The organism is Streptomyces sp. NPDC050147, from assembly GCF_040660195.1.
GTDB lineage: Bacteria > Actinomycetota > Actinomycetes > Streptomycetales > Streptomycetaceae > Streptomyces.
The window spans coordinates 77,587-97,803 of record NZ_JBFALJ010000008.1 but is presented as its reverse complement, the minus strand read 5'-3'; the positions used below and the strand labels follow the sequence as shown (position 1 = coordinate 97,803).

At 69.8% G+C, this 20,217-nt stretch carries 16 protein-coding genes; 11 read left to right on the top strand and 5 right to left on the bottom strand.

Annotated elements, in window-relative coordinates:
* Positions 1 to 88 precede the first annotated feature (88 nt).
* The 9 genes from AB0I94_RS15030 (at position 89) to AB0I94_RS14990 (ending at position 12,127) form a co-directional block, all read left to right on the top strand.
* Positions 89 to 967 (top strand): sugar ABC transporter permease, encoded by an 879-nt coding sequence (locus AB0I94_RS15030; protein WP_363309990.1) that lies wholly within the window; start codon positions 89 to 91, stop codon positions 965 to 967.
* A complete protein-coding gene (locus AB0I94_RS15025; RefSeq protein WP_363309989.1) occupies positions 967 to 1,851 on the top strand; it encodes a carbohydrate ABC transporter permease in 885 nt (294 codons plus the stop codon). The genes AB0I94_RS15030 and AB0I94_RS15025 overlap by 1 nt, the downstream gene beginning before the upstream one ends.
* A 199-nt stretch (positions 1,852 to 2,050) precedes the next feature.
* The gene (locus AB0I94_RS15020) at positions 2,051 to 3,250 is read left to right on the top strand and encodes an ROK family transcriptional regulator (protein WP_363309988.1); all 1,200 of its coding nucleotides are present in this window, start codon (positions 2,051 to 2,053) and stop codon (positions 3,248 to 3,250) included.
* Between the two features lie 120 nt (positions 3,251 to 3,370).
* Positions 3,371 to 4,489, top strand: coding sequence for a sugar ABC transporter substrate-binding protein (locus tag AB0I94_RS15015; protein WP_363309987.1), 1,119 nt, complete (start codon positions 3,371 to 3,373; stop codon positions 4,487 to 4,489).
* A 193-nt stretch (positions 4,490 to 4,682) separates the two neighbouring features.
* Positions 4,683 to 5,471 carry an ATP-binding cassette domain-containing protein gene (locus AB0I94_RS15010; RefSeq protein WP_363309986.1) on the top strand — a complete coding sequence of 263 codons (789 nt, stop codon included), beginning with the start codon at positions 4,683 to 4,685 and terminating at the stop codon, positions 5,469 to 5,471.
* Positions 5,468 to 6,760 (top strand): sugar ABC transporter permease, encoded by a 1,293-nt coding sequence (locus AB0I94_RS15005; RefSeq protein WP_363309985.1) that lies wholly within the window; start codon positions 5,468 to 5,470, stop codon positions 6,758 to 6,760. The genes AB0I94_RS15010 and AB0I94_RS15005 overlap by 4 nt, the downstream gene beginning before the upstream one ends.
* A gap of 223 nt (positions 6,761 to 6,983) precedes the next feature.
* Positions 6,984 to 8,918 (top strand): 1-deoxy-D-xylulose-5-phosphate synthase, encoded by a 1,935-nt coding sequence (dxs, locus tag AB0I94_RS15000; protein ID WP_363309984.1) that lies wholly within the window; start codon positions 6,984 to 6,986, stop codon positions 8,916 to 8,918.
* Positions 8,919 to 9,064: 146 nt separating this feature from the next.
* Positions 9,065 to 10,564 (top strand): amino acid permease, encoded by a 1,500-nt coding sequence (locus AB0I94_RS14995; protein ID WP_363309983.1) that lies wholly within the window; start codon positions 9,065 to 9,067, stop codon positions 10,562 to 10,564.
* 84 nt (positions 10,565 to 10,648) lie between these two features.
* The gene (locus AB0I94_RS14990; protein WP_363309982.1) at positions 10,649 to 12,127 is read left to right on the top strand and encodes a glycosyltransferase family 39 protein; all 1,479 of its coding nucleotides are present in this window, start codon (positions 10,649 to 10,651) and stop codon (positions 12,125 to 12,127) included.
* Positions 12,128 to 12,153: 26 nt separating this feature from the next.
* Here the strand turns inward: AB0I94_RS14990 and AB0I94_RS14985 are convergent, their stop codons facing one another.
* A complete protein-coding gene (locus tag AB0I94_RS14985) occupies positions 12,154 to 12,525 on the bottom strand; it encodes an NTP pyrophosphohydrolase (protein WP_363309981.1) in 372 nt (123 codons plus the stop codon).
* 109 nt (positions 12,526 to 12,634) lie between these two features.
* On the opposite strand from AB0I94_RS14985, the gene AB0I94_RS14980 reads away from it, so the two are divergent.
* Both AB0I94_RS14980 and AB0I94_RS14975 read left to right on the top strand, forming a co-directional pair.
* Positions 12,635 to 13,759, top strand: coding sequence for a hypothetical protein (locus AB0I94_RS14980; protein ID WP_363309980.1), 1,125 nt, complete (start codon positions 12,635 to 12,637; stop codon positions 13,757 to 13,759).
* Positions 13,760 to 13,887: 128 nt separating this feature from the next.
* Positions 13,888 to 14,349, top strand: coding sequence for an ester cyclase (locus tag AB0I94_RS14975; protein ID WP_363309979.1), 462 nt, complete (start codon positions 13,888 to 13,890; stop codon positions 14,347 to 14,349).
* Positions 14,350 to 14,409: 60 nt separating this feature from the next.
* Here the strand turns inward: AB0I94_RS14975 and AB0I94_RS14970 are convergent, their stop codons facing one another.
* The 4 genes from AB0I94_RS14970 to AB0I94_RS14955 form a co-directional block, all read right to left on the bottom strand.
* Positions 14,410 to 16,551 carry a 3-hydroxyacyl-CoA dehydrogenase NAD-binding domain-containing protein gene (locus AB0I94_RS14970; RefSeq protein WP_363309978.1) on the bottom strand — a complete coding sequence of 714 codons (2,142 nt, stop codon included), beginning with the start codon at positions 16,549 to 16,551 and terminating at the stop codon, positions 14,410 to 14,412.
* Positions 16,548 to 17,774, bottom strand: coding sequence for an acetyl-CoA C-acyltransferase (locus AB0I94_RS14965; RefSeq protein ID WP_363309977.1), 1,227 nt, complete (start codon positions 17,772 to 17,774; stop codon positions 16,548 to 16,550). The genes AB0I94_RS14970 and AB0I94_RS14965 overlap by 4 nt, the downstream gene beginning before the upstream one ends.
* Before the next feature lie 302 nt (positions 17,775 to 18,076).
* Positions 18,077 to 19,357, bottom strand: coding sequence for a ribonuclease D (locus AB0I94_RS14960; RefSeq protein WP_363309976.1), 1,281 nt, complete (start codon positions 19,355 to 19,357; stop codon positions 18,077 to 18,079).
* Between the two features lie 78 nt (positions 19,358 to 19,435).
* Positions 19,436 to 20,098 carry a response regulator transcription factor gene (locus tag AB0I94_RS14955; protein WP_160507754.1) on the bottom strand — a complete coding sequence of 221 codons (663 nt, stop codon included), beginning with the start codon at positions 20,096 to 20,098 and terminating at the stop codon, positions 19,436 to 19,438.
* Positions 20,099 to 20,217: the final 119 nt, after the last annotated feature.

Sequence of the window (20,217 nt, the reverse complement as noted above, 5' to 3'; positions counted from 1 at the left end):
CCGTACGCAAGGAGTCCTTGTGTCACTGAAGGCCCCTCCGCCCCCGGCCGACACCGGCCAGGGACGGAGCGGGCGCGCACCCAGGCCCGTGAGCCGTCGCAGCGGCATCGCCCGACTCGGCCCGCTGCCCTGGATAGCGCCCGTCATCCTGTTGATCCTCGCCGTGGTCATCTGGCCGGTCGTCGAGCTGATCCGCACCTCGTTCCTCAACATCTCCATCGCCGGCATCGTGCGCGGCAGCGCGGGGACCGACAAGTACAAGAAGCTCTTCGACGAGACCGACTTCGGGGCGGTCCTGCTCTGGACGGTCGTGTGGACCGTCGTCGTCGTGAGCGTGACGATGCTGCTCTCGCTGGCCCTCGCCCAGCTCTTCAACCAGAAGTTCCCCGGCCGCACCGTCACCCGCTGGGCGCTCATCGCGCCCTGGGCGGCATCCGTCCTGATGACCGCCATCGGCTTCAAGTGGATGCTCAACCAGACCGCGGGCGTGCTCAACACGCTGATGCTGGACCTCGGCCTGATCGACAACTCCAAGGACTGGCTGGGCAAACCGGAGACGGCCTGGCCCTGGATGATGGCCGTCGCGGTCTTCGTGTCGCTGCCCTTCACCACGTACACGCTGCTCGCCGGTCTGCAGACCATCCCGGGCGAGGTCTACGAGGCGTCACGGATCGACGGGGCGAGCCCCTGGCAGACGTACCGGCACATCACGCTGCCGATGCTGCGGCCCGCGTTCCTGGTCGGTGTGGTCATCAACCTCATCAACGTCTTCAACTCCTTCCCGATCATCTGGGCCATGACGCAGGGCGGTCCCGGCTATGACACCTCCACGACCATGGTGTTCATGTACAAGCTGAAGGAGACCGACATCGGCGAATCCGCCGCCATGTCCGTGGTCAACTTCGCGATGGTCGTCGTGCTCGTGCTGATCTTCCTGAAGGTCAGCCGGTGGAACGAGGAGGACTGATGGCCACCGCGACGGCGCCCCGCACGGGGTCCCCGAAGGGGCCCGCGCCCCAGCGCAAGCCCAAGCGCACGTTCCGGCCGCGCACGCTGGTCATCACGGTGGCCGCCTGGGCGCTCGCCGCGATCTTCCTCGCCCCGTACCTGGAGATGGTGATCACCGCGCTCCGGCCCAAGGAGGAGCTGCGGGACCGGACGTATCTGCCGCAGAACCTGGAGTGGGCGAACTTCATCGAGGTCTGGAAGGAGTCCGAGCTCGGCCAGAACCTCCAGGTGACCCTGCTCGTCGCGGGCGGGGCGACCCTCCTGGTGCTCCTGGTCTCGCTGCCCGCCGCCTACTACACGGCCCGTATGCGCTACCGGGGACGCAAGGCCTTCCTGCTCCTGGTCCTGATCACCCAGATGTTCCAGCCCACCGCCCTGCTGGTCGGCCTCTACCGCCAGTTCCACCAGCTGGACATGCTCAACTCGGTCTGGACGCTGATCATCACCAACGCTGCGTTCAACCTCGCGTTCGCGGTGTGGATCCTGACGGCCTACATCAGCTCCATCCCGCCGGAGCTGGAGGAGGCGGCCATGGTGGACGGCACCAGCCGCTTCGGGGCCATGGTGAAGGTGACGCTGCCGCTCGCGCTGCCGGGTGTGGTGACCGCAGTGATCTTCACCTTCATCACCTCGTGGAACGAGTTCGTGATGGGGCTCACGCTCACCACCGAACCCGACAAGCAGCCGCTGACCGTCGGCATCAACAACTTCATCGGCGCCTACACCGTGGAGTGGAACTACCTCTTCGCGGCGTCCGTGGTGGCGATCGTGCCGGTCATCGTGTTGTTCGCCTTCATCGAGCGGCACGTGGTCTCGGGTCTCACCGCGGGATCGGTCAAGTAACGGATCGGCCCTCTCAGGCCGGGTCCGGGTGGTTTGGGGTACATCCTCGCCACTTGGACCCGGCCTGTCCTGCTGTTCAAGAGTGCCGATTTGGGTCAAGGACTTGACTGCGCCAACCCGTTCAGCAGAGCTTGGAGTTCACAACTTGTACGGGCAGCGAAGTCGCTGTTACGTCATACCGAAAAGGGTGGCTGAGTCAATGGAGACTCCGGGGTCGCAGTCGTCGCTGCACCGGGCCAATCTCGAGCGGGTCGTACGTGCCGTACGGCTCGCCGGGTCGCTCACTCAGGCGGAGATCGCCAGGACGACGGGTCTGTCCGCGGCCACGGTCTCCAACATCGTCCGGGAGCTCAAGGACGGCGGAACGGTCGAGGTCACGCCCACCTCGGCGGGCGGCCGCAGGGCCCGCAGCGTCTCGCTCAGCGGTGACGCGGGCATCGTCATCGGCGTGGACTTCGGCCATACGCACCTGCGCGTGGCCGTGGGGAACCTCGCCCACCAGGTGCTCGCCGAGGAGTCCGAGCCGCTGGACGTGGACGCGTCGGCCGCGCAGGGCTTCGACCGCGCCGAACAGCTGGTCAGCAGGTTGATCGGGGTGACCGGCGTGGACCGCGCGAAGATCGCGGGCATCGGCCTCGGCGTGCCGGGACCCATCGACGTGGAGTCCGGGACGCTCGGCTCGACCTCGATCCTGCCGGGCTGGAGCGGCACGAAGCCCGCCGAGGAGCTGGGGGGCCGCCTCGGCGTTCCCGTGCACGTCGACAACGACGCCAACCTCGGCGCGCTCGGCGAGCTGGTCTGGGGCAGCGGCCGCGGGGTCAAGGACCTGGCGTACATCAAGGTCGCGAGCGGTGTCGGCGCCGGGCTCGTGATCGACGGGCGGATCTACCGCGGCCCCGGCGGTACGGCCGGCGAGATCGGCCACATCACCCTGGACGAGTCGGGCCCGGTCTGCCGGTGCGGCAACCGCGGCTGCCTGGAGACCTTCGCGGCGGCCCGCTACGTGCTGCCCCTGCTCCAGTCCAGCCACGGCACCGAGCTGACCATGGAGCGCGTGGTCGCCCTCGCACGTGACGGGGACCCCGGCTGCCGTCGCGTGATCGCCGACGTCGGCCGGCACATCGGCAGCGGCATGGCGAACCTCTGCAACCTCCTGAACCCCAGCCGGGTCGTTCTCGGCGGTGACCTGGCGGAGGCCGGTGAGCTGGTCCTCGGGCCCATCAGGGAGTCCGTGGGGCGCTACGCGATCCCCAGCGCGGCCCGGCAGCTCTCGGTCCTTCCGGGGGCCCTGGGCGGCCGCGCGGAAGTGCTGGGGGCGCTGGCTCTGGCACTCAGCGAAATGGGTGATTCGACCCTTTTGGACGGCTCTCTGTCTGCCGCCGCACCTGCCTTCACTTAGATAACGCATGGCACCGTTGTCATCTCGTTAAGGATTTACTCCTTGACGCTGGTGTGGCGGCCGAGTTGACTTCGAGCCACCTCGGCCGCAACGACGCGGCCACGTCAGGGAGGTTCCCGAATGAACACGCGTATGCGTCGTGCCGCCGTTGCCGTTGCCGCCACCACCATGGCCGTCACCCTTGCTGCCTGTGGCAGCGCCAAGGAGTCCGGCGGTGACAAGGATGAAGCGGGCTCCGGCTCGAAGAAGGGCGACGCGCTGAACATAGGTCTGCTCCTGCCGGAGAACCAGACCGCGCGTTACGAGAAGTTCGACAAGCCGCTGATCGAGAAGCACGTCAAGGAGCTGACCAACGGCAAGGCCAAGGTCACCTACGCCAACGCCAAGCAGGACGCCAACACCCAGAACCAGCAGGCCGACACGATGATCACCAACAAGGTGGACGTGCTGATCGTGGACGCGGTGGACTCCAAGGCCATCGCCGGTTCGGTCAAGAAGGCCAAGGACGCGGGCATCCCGGTCGTGGCGTACGACCGCCTTGCCGAGGGCCCCATCGACGCGTACACCTCGTTCGACAACGAAGAGGTCGGCCGCGTCCAGGGCAAGGCTCTCCTCGAGGCCCTCGGCGACAAGGCCAAGGACGGTGAGATCGTGATGATGAACGGCGCGATCACCGACCCGAACGCCAAGCTCTTCAAGAAGGGCGCCGAGGCCGAGCTCAAGGGCAAGGTCAAGGTCGGCAAGTCCTACGACACCAAGGAGTGGAAGCCGGAGAACGCCAACGCCAACATGGAGGGCGCGATCTCGGCGATCGGCAAGGACAAGATCGTCGGCGTCTACTCCGCGAACGACGGCATGGCGGGCGGCATCATCACCGCCCTCAAGGCCGCGGGCGTCAGCAAGCTTCCGCCGGTCACCGGCCAGGACGCCGAACTCGCCGGTGTGCAGCGCATCGTCGCGGGCGAGCAGTTCATGAGCGTTTACAAGTCCTACCCGCAGGAGGCCAAGGTCGCCGCGGAGATGGCCGTGGCGCTCGGCAAGGGCGAGAAGCTCGACTCGATCGCCAAGACGACCGTCGACAGCCCCACCGCCAAGGACGTTCCCACCGTGCTCGTGCCGGTCGTCTCGCTGACCGACAAGAACATCAAGGAGACCGTCATCAAGGACGGGATCTACGCGGTCGACGAGATCTGCACCGCCAAGTACAAGGCTGACTGCGCCAAGGTCGGTCTGAAGTAAGTCCCCGCGTTCACCCAGGACTTCTCCACCATTGAGGCCTGTCCGGCGCCCCGCTCCAACAGCCCCGCAGCTATAGGCGGGGCGCCGGACAGAAACGCGCTCGGGCCGCCCCTCGGCCTCTCGCTCTTCTGGTTCTTTCTCGTTCTTCTCGTTCTCTTCTGTTCAACCTCCCGCCGGTCAGGCGGCGAAGGAGATGGTTCACGTGTCCGCTACGCCCGTGTTGGCGTTGCGCGGGGTCTCCAAGCGATTCGGTGCCGTTCAGGCGCTCACCGACGTCGAGCTTGAGGTCCACGCCGGTGAGGTGGTCGCCCTGGTGGGCGACAACGGCGCAGGAAAGTCCACGCTGGTCAAAACGATCGCCGGCGTGCATCCCATCGATGACGGCGTCATCGAGTGGGAAAGCAAGGCCGTCCAGATCAACAAGCCGCACGACGCCCAGAACCTCGGCATCGCGACCGTCTACCAGGACCTCGCGCTGTGCGACAACATCGACGTCGTCGGCAATCTCTACCTCGGTCGTGAGCTGCGCAGGCGCGGTGTGCTCAACGAGGTCGAGATGGAGCGCCGCGCCCGCGAGCTGCTCACCACGCTGTCGATCCGCATACCCAGCGTCCGCATCCCGATCGCCTCGCTCTCCGGCGGCCAGCGGCAGACGGTGGCGATCGCCCGCTCGATGCTCGGCGAGCCCAAGCTCGTCATCCTCGACGAGCCCACTGCCGCACTCGGTGTGGAGCAGACCGCCCAGGTCCTCGACCTGGTGGAACGACTGCGCGAGCGTGGCCACGCGGTCATTCTCATCAGCCACAACATGGCGGACGTCAAGGCCGTCGCGGACAAGGTGGCGGTGCTCCGGCTCGGCCGGAACAACGGCGTCTTCGACGTGAAGTCCACCTCGCAGGAAGAGATCATCTCCGCCATCACGGGCGCCACGGACAATGCCGTGACCCGTCGCGCGGCGCGCAATGGGGAGGCCCAGAAGTGAGCAGCATCGACAAGACCTCCACGCCCGGCGACGCGCCCGTCGACGCCCCGGCGGCCGCCGCCGACGCCGTCACCGCGGTGGACCCGCGCCTCCTCGTGCGCGAGCAGGGCTTCGCGGGCTACATCACCGAGTTCAAGCGGAAGCTGCGCGCCGGTGACCTGGGCTCCATCCCGGTCGTCGCGGGCCTCATCATCATCTGGGCGATCTTCGCCTCGATGAACTCGCGCTTCATGACCGCGGAGAACCTCAGCAACATCTCCGTCGCCATGGTCGGCACCGGCATGATCGCCGTCGGCATCGTCTTCGTGCTTCTGCTGGGCGAGATCGACCTGTCGGTCGGCTCGGTCAGCGGTGTCGCGGGCGCGGTCGCCGCCGTGCTCGCGGTCACGCACGGCGCGCCCGAGTGGATCGCGCTGATCGTCGCCATCCTCTCCGGCACCGTGATCGGCACCATCCACGGCTTCTTCTTCGCGCGCATCGGCGCCCCGGCGTTCGCCGTCACCCTGGCCGGCCTGCTGTTCTGGCAGGGCTTCATGCTTCAGATCCTGGGTGACAACGGCACCATCAACCTGGACTCCGAAGGCCTGATCGCCAAGCTGACCTCGTACTACTTCACGGACGTCGCCGCGGCCTACGGTCTCGCGATCGTCGGGGTGGCGGCCTTCTTCTTCTCCTCCTTGGTGGACAGCCGCCGCCGCGAGGCGGCCGGCGTCCCGTCCAGGCCGCTGAGCGAGATCATCGTCCGCACCGCGGTCCTGGCCGTGGGGGCCTTCGCCGCCGCGATCATGTTCAACCAGTACAAGGGCCTGCCGCTGGCCCTGGTGCTCTTCCTGGTGGTCCTGGTCGGCACCGACTTCGTGCTCCGCCGCACCGGCTACGGCCGCAAGGTCTTCGCCCTCGGCGGCAGCGTCGAGGCGTCCCGCCGCGCGGGCATCAACGTCACCCTGATCCGTACGTCGGTCTACGCGATCGCCGGTACGTTCGCGGCGGCGGGCGGCCTCTTCATGGCCTCCAAGATCGCCGCGGCCAACCAGGGCGCCGGCACCGGTGACCTCCTGATGAACGCCATCGCGGCGGCCGTCATCGGCGGCACCAGCCTCTTCGGTGGCCGGGGCCGCACCTGGAACGCCCTCCTGGGCGTCATGGTGATCACCTCGATCCAGTACGGCCTGGCGCTCGAAGGCATCGCGACACCGGTCCAGTACATGATCACCGGTGGCGTACTGCTCGCCACGGTCGTGATCGACTCCGTGACGCGCAAGACCCAGAAGACGGCAGGACGCGCCTGACCTGCCAGAACCCAGAACAGAGCTGCCCGGCACCGCAATGGAGCGGTGCCGGGCAGCTCTCTGCGTGCCCCTGATGTGCCCCTGATCTGCTCCCGAAGTGCGTCCGATCGCGTGACGCGGAACTCCCGGCCCGGACGCCGTCCGCAGCGGCGGAACATTAGACTCAACAGGCCCGGCAACATTCCGGTCAACGCTCGAACAGCTCTACTGCAAGGAGGCACGGGTGCCGCTGCTGACCCGCATCAGGGGACCGCGCGATCTGGACCGGCTCAGCCCGGAGGAGCTGAACCAGCTGGCCGGCGAGATCCGCGCCTTCCTCGTCGACGCAGTGTCCAAGACCGGCGGCCACCTCGGCCCCAACCTCGGCGTGGTCGAGCTCACGATCGCCATGCACCGCGTCTTCGACTCGCCGCAGGACAAGGTGCTCTTCGACACCGGCCACCAGAGCTACGTGCACAAGCTGCTCACCGGCCGCCAGGACTTCGCCAAGCTGCGCACCAAGGGCGGCATCTCCGGATACCCCTCGCGCGCCGAGTCCGACCACGACGTGATCGAGAACTCGCACGCCTCGACGGTCCTCGGCTGGGCCGACGGCCTCGCCAAGGCCAACGAGGTGCGGGGCAAGGACGACCACGTCGTCGCCGTCATCGGTGACGGCGCCCTCACCGGCGGCATGGCCTGGGAGGCGCTGAACAACATCGCAGCCGCCAAGGACCGCCCCCTGGTGATCGTCGTCAACGACAACGAGCGTTCGTACGCCCCCACCATCGGCGGCCTCGCGAACCACCTGGCCACCCTGCGCACCACCGACGGCTACGAGCGCTTCCTGGCCCGCGGCAAGGACCTCCTGGAGCGCACCCCGGTCGTCGGCAGGCCCCTCTACGAGACGCTGCACGGCGCGAAGAAGGGCCTCAAGGACTTCATCGCCCCGCAGGGCATGTTCGAGGACCTCGGCCTGAAGTACGTCGGCCCCATCGACGGCCACGACATCGAGGCCCTGGAGTCCGCCCTGGTGCGCGCCAAGCGCTTCGGCGGCCCGGTCATCGTGCACTGCATCACCGAGAAGGGCCGCGGCTACAAGCCCGCCGAGGAGGACGAGGCCGACCACTTCCACGGCATCGGCCCCATCCACCCCGACACGGGCCTGCCCATCGCCGCGGGCGGCATGGACTGGACGTCCGTCTTCGGCGAGGAGATGGTCAAGCTCGGCCACGAGCGCGAGGACATCGTCGCGATCACCGCCGCCATGCTCCAGCCGGTCGGCCTGCAGAAGTTCGCCAAGGCGTTCCCCGACCGGGTGTACGACGTCGGCATCGCCGAGCAGCACGCGGCCGTCTCCGCCGCGGGCCTGGCCACCGGCGGCCTGCACCCCGTCTTCGCCGTGTACGCGACGTTCCTCAACCGCGCCTTCGACCAGCTCCTGATGGACGTGGCCCTGCACAAGTGCGGCGTCACCTTCGTCCTTGACCGTGCGGGCGTCACCGGCACGGACGGCGCCTCGCACAACGGCATGTGGGACATGTCGATCCTGCAGTGCGTGCCGACCCTGCGCATCGCCGCCCCGCGCGACGCCGACCAGGTCCGGCTCCAGCTGCGCGAGGCCGTCGAGGTGGACGACGCCCCGACCGTCGTGCGCTACTCCAAGGGCGCGGTCGGCCCGGCGGTCAAGGCCGTCGGCAAGGTCGGTGGGATGGACGTGCTGCGCGAGGCGGGCACGAAGCGCGCGGACGTCCTGGTCGTCTCCGTGGGCGCGCTCGCCCCCATGTGCCTGGAGATCGCGGACCTCCTGAACAAGCAGGGCATCACGACGACGGTCGTCGACCCCCGCTGGGTCAAGCCCGTCGACGAGGCGCTCGCCCCGCTCGCCGAGCAGCACCGCGTGGTCGTCACCGTCGAGGACAACTCCCGCGCGGGCGGCGTCGGTTCCGCCGTCTCCCAGGCCCTGCGCGACGCGGGCGTCGACGTACCGCTGCGCGACTTCGGCATCCCGCCGCGCTTCCTCGACCACGCCTCCCGCAAGGAGGTCATGGCCGAGATCGGCCTGACCGCCCCGGACATCGCCCGCCAGGTGACCGGTCTTGTGGCCAAGCTGGACGGCAGGTTCGAACGCACGGCCGCCGTGGAATCGGTCGAGGCCGGGGAACCCGCGCGCGACTGACGTCAACGAGCACCGCCGATGGGCCGGTTCCGGCACCCTGTACGGGTGGTGGAACCGGCCCATTCGCGTGAATAGGCTCGCGCCACGGCCTACCGGGTACTCGCCCTCTCGATCATGTCGAGGACGACAAGCGTGGAGGTACGTCCGTGGCAAGCAGCCTTTTCAGAACGAAGAGCATCGAGCAGTCCATCCAGGACACCGAGGAGCCGGAGCACGCGCTCAGGAAGTCGCTGTCCGCCCTCGATCTCACGGTCTTCGGTGTCGGCGTCGTCATCGGCACCGGCATCTTCGTGCTGACCGGCGCGGTGGCCAAGGAGACCGCGGGGCCCGCCACCGCGATCGCCTTCGCCGTCGCCGGCGTCGTCTGCGCCCTCGCGGCGCTCTGCTACGCGGAGTTCGCCTCCACGGTGCCGGTGGCCGGATCGGCGTACACCTTCTCGTACGCCTCGCTCGGCGAGCTGCCCGCCTGGACCATCGGCTGGGACCTGGTCCTGGAATTCGCCCTCGGCACGGCGGTGGTCGCCGTCGGCTGGTCCGGCTACGTCCGCTCGCTGATGGACAACGCGGGCTGGAAGCTGCCCGACGCGCTCTCCGGACCCGATGCCGCCGAGGGCTTCAGCTTCGACATCCTCGCCACCGCCCTGGTGCTGGTCCTCACGGTCGTCCTCGTCCTCGGCATGAAGCTGTCGGCCCGTGTCACCACGGTCATCGTCGCCATCAAGGTGGCCGTCGTCCTCATCGTCATCATCGCGGGCGCCTTCTTCATCGACGGCGACAACTACAAGCCCTTCATCCCCAAGGCGCAAGAAGTGACCGCGGGCAACAGCATCGATTCCCCGCTCATCCAGCTGATGTTCGGCTACGCGCCCACCAACTTCGGCGTCCTCGGCATCTTCACGGCCGCCTCCATCGTCTTCTTCGCCTTCATCGGCTTCGACATCGTGGCGACCGCCGCCGAGGAGACCAAGATGCCGCAGCGGGACATGCCGCGCGGCATCCTCGGATCGCTCCTGATCTGCACGATCCTCTACGTCGCCGTCTCGATCGTCGTCACGGGCATGCAGCACTACAGCGAACTGTCGGTGGACGCCCCGCTCGCCGACGCCTTCAAGGCCACCGGGCATCCCTTCTACGGGGGCATCATCAGCTTCGGCGCCGCCGTCGGTCTCACCACCGTCTGCATGATCCTGCTGCTCGGCCAGACCCGCGTCTTCTTCGCGATGAGCCGCGACGGACTGCTGCCCCGGTTCTTCTCGCACGTCCACCCGAAGTACCGCACGCCGCACCGGCCGACCATCCTGCTCGGGGTCCTCATCGCGATCCTCGCGGGCTTCACCAGCCTCGACGAACTCGCCGAGCTGGTGAACATCGGCACGCTCTTCGCCTTCGTCGTGGTCGCCCTGAGCGTCATCATCCTGCGCCGCACCCGCCCCGACCTGCCCCGCGCCTTCCGCACCCCGCTGGTGCCGCTGGTGCCCATCCTCTCGGTGGCGGCCTCGGTGTGGCTGATGCTGAACCTGCCCGCCGAGACCTGGCTGCGGTTCGGCGTCTGGATGGCGCTCGGCTTCGTCGTGTACTTCGTGTACGGGCGCTCGCACAGCCGCCTCGGTCGGCAGGGCAAGCAGCAGACCGGTGACGTCCGGTAATCGCACCGGTTCACTTCCGGTCGGTCATCCGGCCCCGTATGTCCCGATCGGATAGGGACTGCGGGGCCGGATAGCGTGCACCTCATGCTCGCCGAGCCCTCCGCATCACCACGCTCCGTACGCGGGCTCCGGCTGCCGCGCCCGCGTACGGAGCAAGCGCCCCCGCCGTACTGGCCGCGCCTGCTCCCCCTCCTGACCGTGCTGGCCTGCGTCACCCGGATTCCTTCCTTCCGGTGGCCGCTGTGGAGCCCGGACGAGGGCTATCTCGCCGTCCAGGCAAGGATGTTGGCCGACGGGGGAGAGCTCTACGAAACGGTCGTCGACCGCAAGCCGCCGCTCGTCCCCTGGCTGTACGAAGCGGCGTTCGCGCTCTTCGGCGACGCGACGCTGCTCCCGCTGAAGGTGCTGGCGGTCGCGGCCCAGCTCCTGACCGCTGTCCTCCTGGTCTGCATCGCCCGACGCCGCTGGGGCAACGGGGCGGGCCGCACGGCGGGCGTGCTCTACCTCTTCGTCTCCGTGGGCCTGAACCCCGAGGACGTCCAGGCGGCCACCTTCGAGGTCTTCATGCTGCCGTGCACGGCGGCCGCCCTCTGGTGCGCGGACCGGCGCCGCTGGGGTGCGGCGGGCGCCGCGGTGGCCTGCGCGTTCCTCGTCAAACAGACCGGGGGAGCGGTTCTGGTGCCGGTGGTGTGGCTGCTCTGGCAGGCGGGCGGTGCCCGAAGGGAAGCGCTGCGCCTGGGGGTCGGGCTGTGCGGGCCCGTCCTCGCGGTGGCGGCGGTCACGAATCCCGCGGGGTTCCTGTTCTGGACGGTGACCGGGTCGGGGGCGTACGCCTCCTTCACCGGCTCCGAACTCCACGTGCTTTCTCGGGGGTTGACCAACGCGGCAATCCTCGCGGTGGCCTGCGCCGGGATCATCCCGCCCGTCGTACGCGTCCTGCGCATCGCCCGCACCGGCTCGACGGAACTGTGGCTCTGGCTCGCCTCGTCGGTGGGCGCGGTACTCGTCGGCTTCCACTTCTTCGGCCACTATTACCTGCAACTGACCCCGCCGCTCGCCCTGTTGGGCACCGCGGCGCTCCAGATCCTGCCCCGCGAGCGCACCCTGACGGCGGTGTCGGTCTCCGCCGGGGCGTGCGCGCTGTTCCTCACCTGGGGGATGCTGGCGCCGCGCCCCGAACTGGCGCACGCCACGCGCCTGGCGGAGACCGTCCGCGCGCTGACGGCGCCCCAGGACAAGGTGCTCTTCTGGGGGATACACCCGGAGGCGTACTGGCTCGCCGACCGCGCCCCCGCCAGCCGCTACCTCACGGCAGGGCTGCTCACCAACTACAGCGGAGGCAGGAACGGCCCGCAGGTGGGCGAGAGATACGCGGTCGAGGGCTCCTGGCGGGTCTTCCGCCGGGAACTGAGCGAACACCCACCGGCGATCGTCGTCGACGACTCCCGAGGCAAGCCGTTCACCCCGGAGCGGGTGCCGTCACTGCGGCGGGTCCTCGCCGTCGGGTACGAGCCGGTGGTGCGGGTGGGGGGAGCGGTGGTGTACGCCCGCGTCGAGCGCTGAGGCGGGCTGAGGCCGCCGCGAAGAGGTCAGTCGTCGCGTACCGTTCGCGGGCCCACCGACCGCGCCCCCCACTCGCCCACCCTGCGGCGCAGCTCGCGGTCGGCCGTGACGACGACGCATGGTCTGTCCGCCGCGTCGGCGGCCAGTTCCACGATGGTGTCGTCCCCGCTGCCGGGCGCGGAGACCACCCGTACGCCCTCGATCGACTCGACGCCCCGGGCGGCCCCCTCGACGACGAGCACCACGTCCAGCGGTCCGGGATGCCCGGCGACGCCCTCGTCGGCGTACGCCACGAGCCTGTCCCGGAGCCGCTCGGCGGCCCCGCGCCGGTCGCGCCACCAGCCGTCCGGGACCGAGCCGACGACGTTGGCCCCGTCCACGACCAGGAGAGTTCTCATGCCGTCACCCTGGCATACCGGGGCCGAGCCACGGCCGGGAGACGCAGGCGGAAAACGTAGACTCTGAGCCGTAGAGACCGCACGCTCGTAGGAAGGCCGGCGCCGAGTCATGCCGCAGAGGTCCGCCCCCAGGCCCGAGCGGGAGTCCTCCCGCCCGACGGCCGCCGCCGCCGCCCACGTGGCGAGCGGCACCCTCGCGACCGCCCGCTGGCTGCTGCGCGGCAAGGACGGCAGGCTCACCGCCTACGCCCGCTCGGCGGACGGCCTGCTGCGCTGGACGGAGACCCGCCCCGGCGGCCCCGACTGGACGGGCCCCGACCTCTTCGAGACGCCGCACCTGACCCACCTGACCCTGGCACAAGGCGCCGACGGGTACGTCCACTTCGTCGCCCTGCGCAAGCTGCCCAAGGACGGCGGCGGCACGGAGGTCGACGTCGTGCACGCCGTCCAGTACCAGTCGGGCCGCCCGCTCATGGACTGGCGCTCGCTCGGCAACCCGCACACCAAGATGGTCGAGCGCGCCCCGCACCTGGGCGCGCCGACCGCCGCGGTGGACGCCGCGGGCACCGTCCACGTCTTCGTGCGCGACGCGGTGAACAGCGTCCGGCTGCGGCGCGAGGGCAAGGGCGGCAAGTGGGAGGGGTGGAAGGACTTCAAGGTCCGCGAGGTCCTGGACGGCATCACGGCTCTCGCCACCTCCACGGGCCGGGTGGAGGTCTTCGGCCCGGCGGAGAACAAGACGCTGCACTGGACCCAGGAGAAGCAGGGCGCCGAGTTCCAGCGCACCGACGACATCCCGCTGCCCCCGGCCCCCGGCTCGGGCACGGCCCTGGAGACGGCCCCCGACCGCCTCACCTATTACGCCACCGACGCCCGCGGCAGAGGCGTCCTCGCCCACCGCTCCGGTGGCGACGAGGACGCGCGTCCCCTGGGCGGCTCCCCGGCCACGGGCCACACGGCCGCCCTCCGCGCGACGATAGAGGGCCACGACTGCACGGTCCTCGCCCACCGTGGCGCCGACAGCCGCCCGGTGATCGCGGCCTACCCCACGCAGGACGAGAAGGCGGGCGTCTGGTGGGCCGCCACCGGCGAACCCTGCCTGGGCTCCCCGGCATTGGCGCTTGACGCGCAGGGCCGCGTGGTCATGGCGGCCATCGGCCTCGACGGCACGCTGCGGCTCGCGCGCCAGAAGGCGGAGTCGGGGCTCGCGCTGGAGGCGTGGCGGCGGATCTGAGGCGCCGCGTGTCACATTCTTGGCGGCTGTGTCGTCGTACTGGGCAGACACGTACTGCGGCAGGCAGTGCGGCCACACGTACTGCGGCGACACGTAGTGCTGAGGCACGGAGCCAGAGGAGAGCCCACATGCCGACAGCCGGGGGAACAAGCGACACAGCGTCGCTCGACCGCCTGAACTCCGCCGTGAACAGCGGCGACCTGGACGTCATCTCGAGGACCATCGACGAGGTCGTCGCACCGGACGTGCTCTTCCACGCACCGGTACCGCTGGGCGCGACGGGAGCGGAGGCCCTGAAGCGGGTGTGGGAGGTCCTGCTGCGCGCGTTCCCCGACCTCCACGTCGCCGTCGAGGAGACGGTCGTGGAGGGCGGCAAGGTGGCCGCCATGAACACGGTGACCGGGACCCACCGGGGCGAGTACCAGGGCATGGCGCCCACCGGGAAGACCGTCCGCTACAACGAGATCTTCATCTTCCGCTTCGTCGACGGGCGGATAGCCGAGATCCGGGGCGTCGTCGATGTACTCGGGCAACTGCGTCAGCTCGGCGCCGTACCGGCCGGGCTCGACCCCGCCAAGTCGCGCGTGTGAAAAGGCAGATGCCCGGCCGGACCCCTGCGGGCCGGCCGGGCATCGCGTACGGACGAAGCGCTACGCGGGAACGCTGGCCACGCCCGGCGCCAGGAACCGCTTGCCGTTGACCCGCTCGCTGACACCGGCCCGGTCCAGGTACGGCGTGACGCCGCCCAGGTGGAAGGGCCAGCCGGCGCCGGTGATCAGGCACAGGTCGATGTCCTGCGCCTCGGCGACGACACCCTCGTCGAGCATGAGGCCGATCTCCTGCGCCACGGCGTCGAGCACGCGGTCGCGGGTCTGCTCCTCGGTCAGGACGACATCGCCCTGCTTGAGGAGAGCGGCGACCTCGGGGTCCAGCTCCGGCTTGCCGGAGTCGTAGACGTAGAAGCCGCGCTTGCCGGCCTTCACGACCGCCGCGAGGTTCGGGGACACCGTGAAGCGCTCCGGGAAGGCGCGGTTCAGGGTCTCCGACACGTGCAGACCGATGGCCGGACCGACCAGCTCGAGGAGGACCAGCGGCGACATCGGCAGGCCCAGCGGCTCGACGGCCTTCTCGGCCACCTCCACCGGCGTGCCCTCGTCGATGACGTTCTGGATCTCGCCCATGAAGCGGGTGAGGATGCGGTTCACGACGAACGCCGGGGCGTCCTTGACCAGGACCGCGGTCTTCTTCAGCTTCTTGGCGACACCGAAGGCCGTGGCCAGCGACGCGTCGTCCGTCCGCTCGCCGCGCACGATCTCCAGGAGCGGCAGGATCGCGACGGGGTTGAAGAAGTGGAAGCCGACGACCCGCTCGGGGTGCTTCAGCTTCGACGCCATCTCGGAGACCGAGAGCGAGGAGGTGTTGGTGGCGAGGATCGCGTGCGCCGGAGCGACGGCCTCGACCTCCGCGAACACCTGCTGCTTGACGCCGATCTCCTCGAAGACGGCCTCGATGATGAAGTCGGCGTCGGAGAAGCCCTCGGCCTTGTCGAGCACGCCGGAGACGAGCCCCTTCAGACGGTTCGCCTTGTCCTGGTTGACGCGGCCCTTGAGGAGGAGCTTGTCGATCTCCTCGTGGACGTAGCCCACACCCTTGTCGACGCGCGCCTGGTCGATGTCGGTAAGGACGACCGGCACCTCGAGGCGGCGCAGGAAGAGCAGCGCGAGCTGCGAGGCCATCAGACCGGCACCGACGACGCCGACCTTGGTGACCGGGCGCGCCAGGTTCTTGTCCGGGGCGCCCGCCGGGCGCTTGGCGCGCTTCTGGACGAGGTTGAACGCGTAGATGCCGCTGCGCAGTTCGCCGCCCATGATGAGGTCGGCGAGCGCCTTGTCCTCGGCGTCGAAGCCCTTCTGCAGGTCGCCGTCCTTGGCGGCCTCGATGATCTCCAGGGCGCGGTAGGCGGCCGGGGCGGCGCCGTGCACCTTGGAGTCCGCGATGCCACGGCCACGCGCCACAGCGGCGTCCCAGGCCTCGCCACGGTCGATCTCGGGCCGGACGACCTCGACCGAGCCGTTGAGGACGGAGGCCGTCCAGATCAGCGACTGCTCCAGGAAGTCCGCGCCCTCGAAGAGCGCGTCGGCGATGCCGAGCTCGAAGACCTGCTTGCCCTTGAGCTGGCGGTTCTGGTTCAGCGAGTTCTCGATGATGACCGAGACCGCGCGGTCCGCGCCGATCAGGTTCGGGAGCAGCGCGCAGCCGCCCCAGCCCGGTACGAGACCGAGGAAGACCTCGGGCAGCGAGAAGGCCGGAAGCGCCTTGGAGACGGTGCGGTAGGAGCAGTGCAGACCGACCTCGACACCGCCGCCCATCGCGGCGCCGTTGTAGTACGCGAAGGTCGGCACGGCAAGGCCCGAAAGCCGCTTGAAGACCTCGTGCCCGCCCTTGCCGATGGCGAGCGCGTCCTCGTGGCGCTTGAGGATCTCCACGCCCTTGAGGTCGGCGCCGACGGCGAAGATGAACGGCTTGCCGGTGACACCGACACCGACGATCGTGCCCTCGGCCGCCTCCTTCTCGACCTGGTCGATCGCGGCGTTCAGGTTCGCCAGCGAGCCGGGGCCGAAGGTGGTCGGCTTGGTGTGGTCGAAGCCGTTGTCGAGCGTGATGAGCGCGAAGCGCCCCGCGCCGGCCGGCAGGTCGAGGTGGCGCACGTGCGCCTGCGTGACGACCTCGTCGGGGAACAGCTCGGCCGCGCCCTTCAGAAGCTCCGTGGTGGAGCTGGTGGAGCTGCTCACTTGTCGCCTCCGGCGTCCTTGTGGTTCGGGTTCTCCCAGATGACGGTGGCGCCCATGCCGAAGCCGACGCACATCGTCGTCAGGCCGTAGCGGACGTCCGGCTGCTCCTCGAACTGCCGCGCCAGCTGCGTCATCAGACGCACACCGGAGGAGGCGAGGGGGTGGCCGTACGCGATGGCGCCGCCGTACTGGTTCACGCGCGTGTCGTCGTCGGCGATGCCGTAGTGCTCGAGGAAGGCGAGCACCTGCACGGCGAAGGCCTCATTGATCTCGAAGAGACCGATGTCGGAGATGCTCAGGCCCGCCTGGGCGAGGGCCTTCTCGGTGGCCGGGATCGGGCCGTAACCCATGACCTCGGGCTCGACACCGGCGAAGGCGTACGAGACGAGCCGCATCTTGACCGGCAGGTTGTTCTCGCGGGCGAAGTCCTCGGAGGCGATGATCGACGCCGTGGCGCCGTCGTTGAGGCCCGCGGCGTTGCCGGCGGTGACGCGGCCGTGCGTACGGAAAGGCGTCTTCAGGCCGGAGAGGTTCTCCAGCGTCGTGCCCGGCCGCATCGGCTCATCGGCGGTGGCGAGACCCCAACCGGTCTCACCGGCTTCCTCGTTGGTCCGCCGTACGGAGACGGGCACCAGGTCCTGCTGGATCTTGCCGTTGGCGTACGCCTTGGCGGCCTTCTCCTGCGAGCGCACCGCGTACTCGTCGGCGCGCCGCTTGGTGATGCTCGGGTAGCGGTCGTGCAGGTTCTCGGCGGTCATGCCCATGAAGAGGGCGGACTCGTCGACGAGCTTCTCGCTCACGAACCGCGGGTTCGGGTCGACGCCCTCGCCCATGGGGTGGCGGCCCATGTGCTCGACGCCACCGGCGATGACGGCGTCGTACGCCCCGAACGCGATGGAGCCGGCCGTGGCCGTGACGGCGGTGAGCGCGCCCGCGCACATGCGGTCGATGGAGTAGCCCGGCACGGACTGGGGCAGGCCCGCCAGGATGCCGGCGGTGCGGCCCAGCGTCAGACCCTGGTCGCCGATCTGCGTGGTCGCGGCGATGGCGACCTCGTCGATCTTGGCGGGGTCGAGGGCCGGGTTGCGGCGAAGGAGCTCCCGGATGGCCTTGACGATGAGGTCATCCGCACGGGTCTCGTGGTAGATGCCCTTCGGGCCCGCCTTGCCGAACGGGGTGCGGACGCCATCAACGAAGACGACGTCCCTGACGGTACGAGGCACGATGGCTCTCCTCCAGGGTGCGGGTGCGCCTGCCGGCGCGCTTCCGCACCCCATGCTACTTGTCGGTAACTAGGCTGCCCAGTCCCGGCTCGGGGAGGCGAAGGTCACATTCTTCGGGCGGGGGCGCCAAGGGCGGAGCGGAGGGTCGCTTCGCCTTGGCGGGGCCTTCCTGTACCGCCGCTTCGCGGCGGATCTTCCCCGCCCGCCCGCCCATTACTCGGCATCCATCGGCACCGCGGGACAATCGGGCGGGTGGGAGTGATCCGCTGCGGAGCGGCGGTCCAGGGCGGACGGCGCGCGCGTCAGTCGAGGGCGGCTGAGCCGAGCGCGGTCACCAGGACCGGAGTGACCTGGGTGATCTGCCACCGCCGCGCGCCGTGCGCGGCAAGCGCGCCCGCCACGGAATCCGCGTCCACCTGAGCCGGCGGCTCCCAGCAGACCCGCCGGACCGTGTCCGGAGTGATCAGGTTCTCCTGAGGCATGTTCAACTCCTCGGCCAGCGCCGAGATCGCGGCCCGCGCCGCGGAGAGGCGAGCGGCGGCGGCCGGGTCGCGGTCCGCCCAGGAGCGGGGCGGTGGGGGCCCGGAAACGGTCTGCCCGGGCTGCGGGAGCTCGGAGTCGGGCAGGGCCTTGGCCCGGTCCACCGCGGCCTGCCACTGCTCCAGCTGGCGCCGCCCCATCCGGTGCCCGAAGCCGGTGAGCCCGGCGAGCGCGTGCACGTTCGGCGGCAGCCCCAGCGCCGCCTCCACGATCGCGCCGTCACTGAGCACCTTGCCGGGCGACACGTCACGCCGCTGGGCCACCTTGTCGCGTGCGGTCCACAGTTCCCGTACGACCGCCATCTGGCGACGGCGCCGCACCTTGTGCATGCCGGACGTGCGCCGCCAGGGGTCCACGCGGGGCGGCGGAGGCGGCGCGGAGGAGATCGCGTCGAACTCCTCGCGGGCCCACTCCAGCTTGCCCTGCCGGTCGAGCTCCTTCTCCAGCGCGTCCCGCAGGTCGACGAGCAGCTCGACGTCGAGCGCCGCGTAGCGAAGCCAGGGGTCGGGCAGCGGGCGTGTCGACCAGTCGACCGCCGAGTGGCCCTTCTCCAGGACGAAGCCGAGCACGCCCTCGACCATCGCGCCGAGGCCGACCCGGGGGAAGCCCGCGAGGCGCCCCGCGAGCTCCGTGTCGAAGATGCTGGTGGGGATCATGCCTATTTCGCGGAGGCAGGGCAGGTCCTGCGTGGCGGCGTGCAGCACCCACTCCGCGCCGGAGATCGCCTCGCCGAGCCCCGAAAGGTCGGGGCAGGCGACGGGGTCGATGAGGGTGCTGCCCGCGCCTTCACGGCGCAGCTGCACGAGGTAGGCGCGCTGGCCGTACCGATAGCCGGACGCGCGTTCGGCGTCCACGGCCACGGGGCCACTGCCTGCCGCGAACGCGGCGATCACCTCGGCGAGGGCGGTCTCGTCGGCGACCACCGGAGGGATGCCATCACGCGGCTCATCCAGAGGGATCGGCGCCGTTTCGACGTCGTCCGGAGGGCCGCCTCCGGTGGTTCGCAGTGAACTGTCTGCTGCGGTCTCTTGGGCGTCGGTCACCTGTCAAGGGTATCTGTGTATGCACAGCGCCCGTCGACGGAACGTTCCGTCGACGGGCGCGCGAGGGGTGTAAATGAGTCAGTGGATGATTCCGGTGCGCAGGGCCACCGCCACCATCCCGGCGCGGTCACCCGTGCCGAGCTTGCGTGCGATGCGGGCGAGGTGGCTCTTCACGGTCAGGGCGGAGAGCCCCATGGAGACACCGATGGCCTTGTTCGACTGACCCTCCGCGACGAGGCGGAGAACCTCCACCTCGCGGCCGGACAGCTCTCGGTAGCCACCGGGGTGGCTGGGGGCGCCCGGCGGGCGGCGGTGCATTCGGGCGGCGGCCGAGCCGATGGGCGCGGCGCCGGGGCGGGTGGGGAGACCGACGTTGTTGCGGGTGCCGGTGACGACGTAGCCCTTGACGCCGCCCGCGAGGGCGTTGCGTACGGCACCGATGTCATCGGCGGCGGAGAGCGCGAGGCCGTTCGGCCAGCCCGCCGCGCGGGTTTCTGAGAGGAGCGTCAGGCCGGAGCCGTCGGGGAGGTGGACGTCTGCGACGCAGATGTCACGGGGGTTGCCGATGCGGGGACGAGCCTCCGCGATCGACGAGGCCTCGATCACGTCGCGTACACCGAGGGCCCACAGGTGGCGGGTGACGGTGGAGCGGACGCGCGGGTCGGCCACGACGACCATGGCGGTCGGCTTGTTCGGGCGGTAGGCGACCAGGCTTGCGGGCTGCTCGAGGAGAACGGACACCAGGCCTCCTGGGGTGCGGGACTGACCCGGCTCGGGGATGAAGCCGGGACGAACCGTGCTGTCAAGGTCACCAACCTCTTCGGCACCAAACCCGTCCGCCTTTAGAGAATGATCACGAT

What these genes read in the sequence shown, in the direction of transcription:
- AB0I94_RS15025 (WP_363309989.1), top strand. Translation starts at nt 967, where the DNA reads ATGGCCACCGCGACGGCGCCCCGCACGGGGTCCCCGAAGGGGCCCGCG.
- AB0I94_RS15020 (WP_363309988.1), top strand. Translation starts at nt 2,051, where the DNA reads ATGGAGACTCCGGGGTCGCAGTCGTCGCTGCACCGGGCCAATCTCGAG.
- AB0I94_RS15015 (WP_363309987.1), top strand. Translation starts at nt 3,371, where the DNA reads ATGAACACGCGTATGCGTCGTGCCGCCGTTGCCGTTGCCGCCACCACC.
- AB0I94_RS15010 (WP_363309986.1), top strand. Translation starts at nt 4,683, where the DNA reads ATGGTTCACGTGTCCGCTACGCCCGTGTTGGCGTTGCGCGGGGTCTCC.
- AB0I94_RS14990 (WP_363309982.1), top strand. Translation starts at nt 10,649, where the DNA reads ATGCTCGCCGAGCCCTCCGCATCACCACGCTCCGTACGCGGGCTCCGG.
- AB0I94_RS14985 (WP_363309981.1), bottom strand. Translation starts at nt 12,525, where the DNA reads ATGAGAACTCTCCTGGTCGTGGACGGGGCCAACGTCGTCGGCTCGGTC.
- AB0I94_RS14980 (WP_363309980.1), top strand. Translation starts at nt 12,635, where the DNA reads ATGCCGCAGAGGTCCGCCCCCAGGCCCGAGCGGGAGTCCTCCCGCCCG.
- AB0I94_RS14975 (WP_363309979.1), top strand. Translation starts at nt 13,888, where the DNA reads ATGCCGACAGCCGGGGGAACAAGCGACACAGCGTCGCTCGACCGCCTG.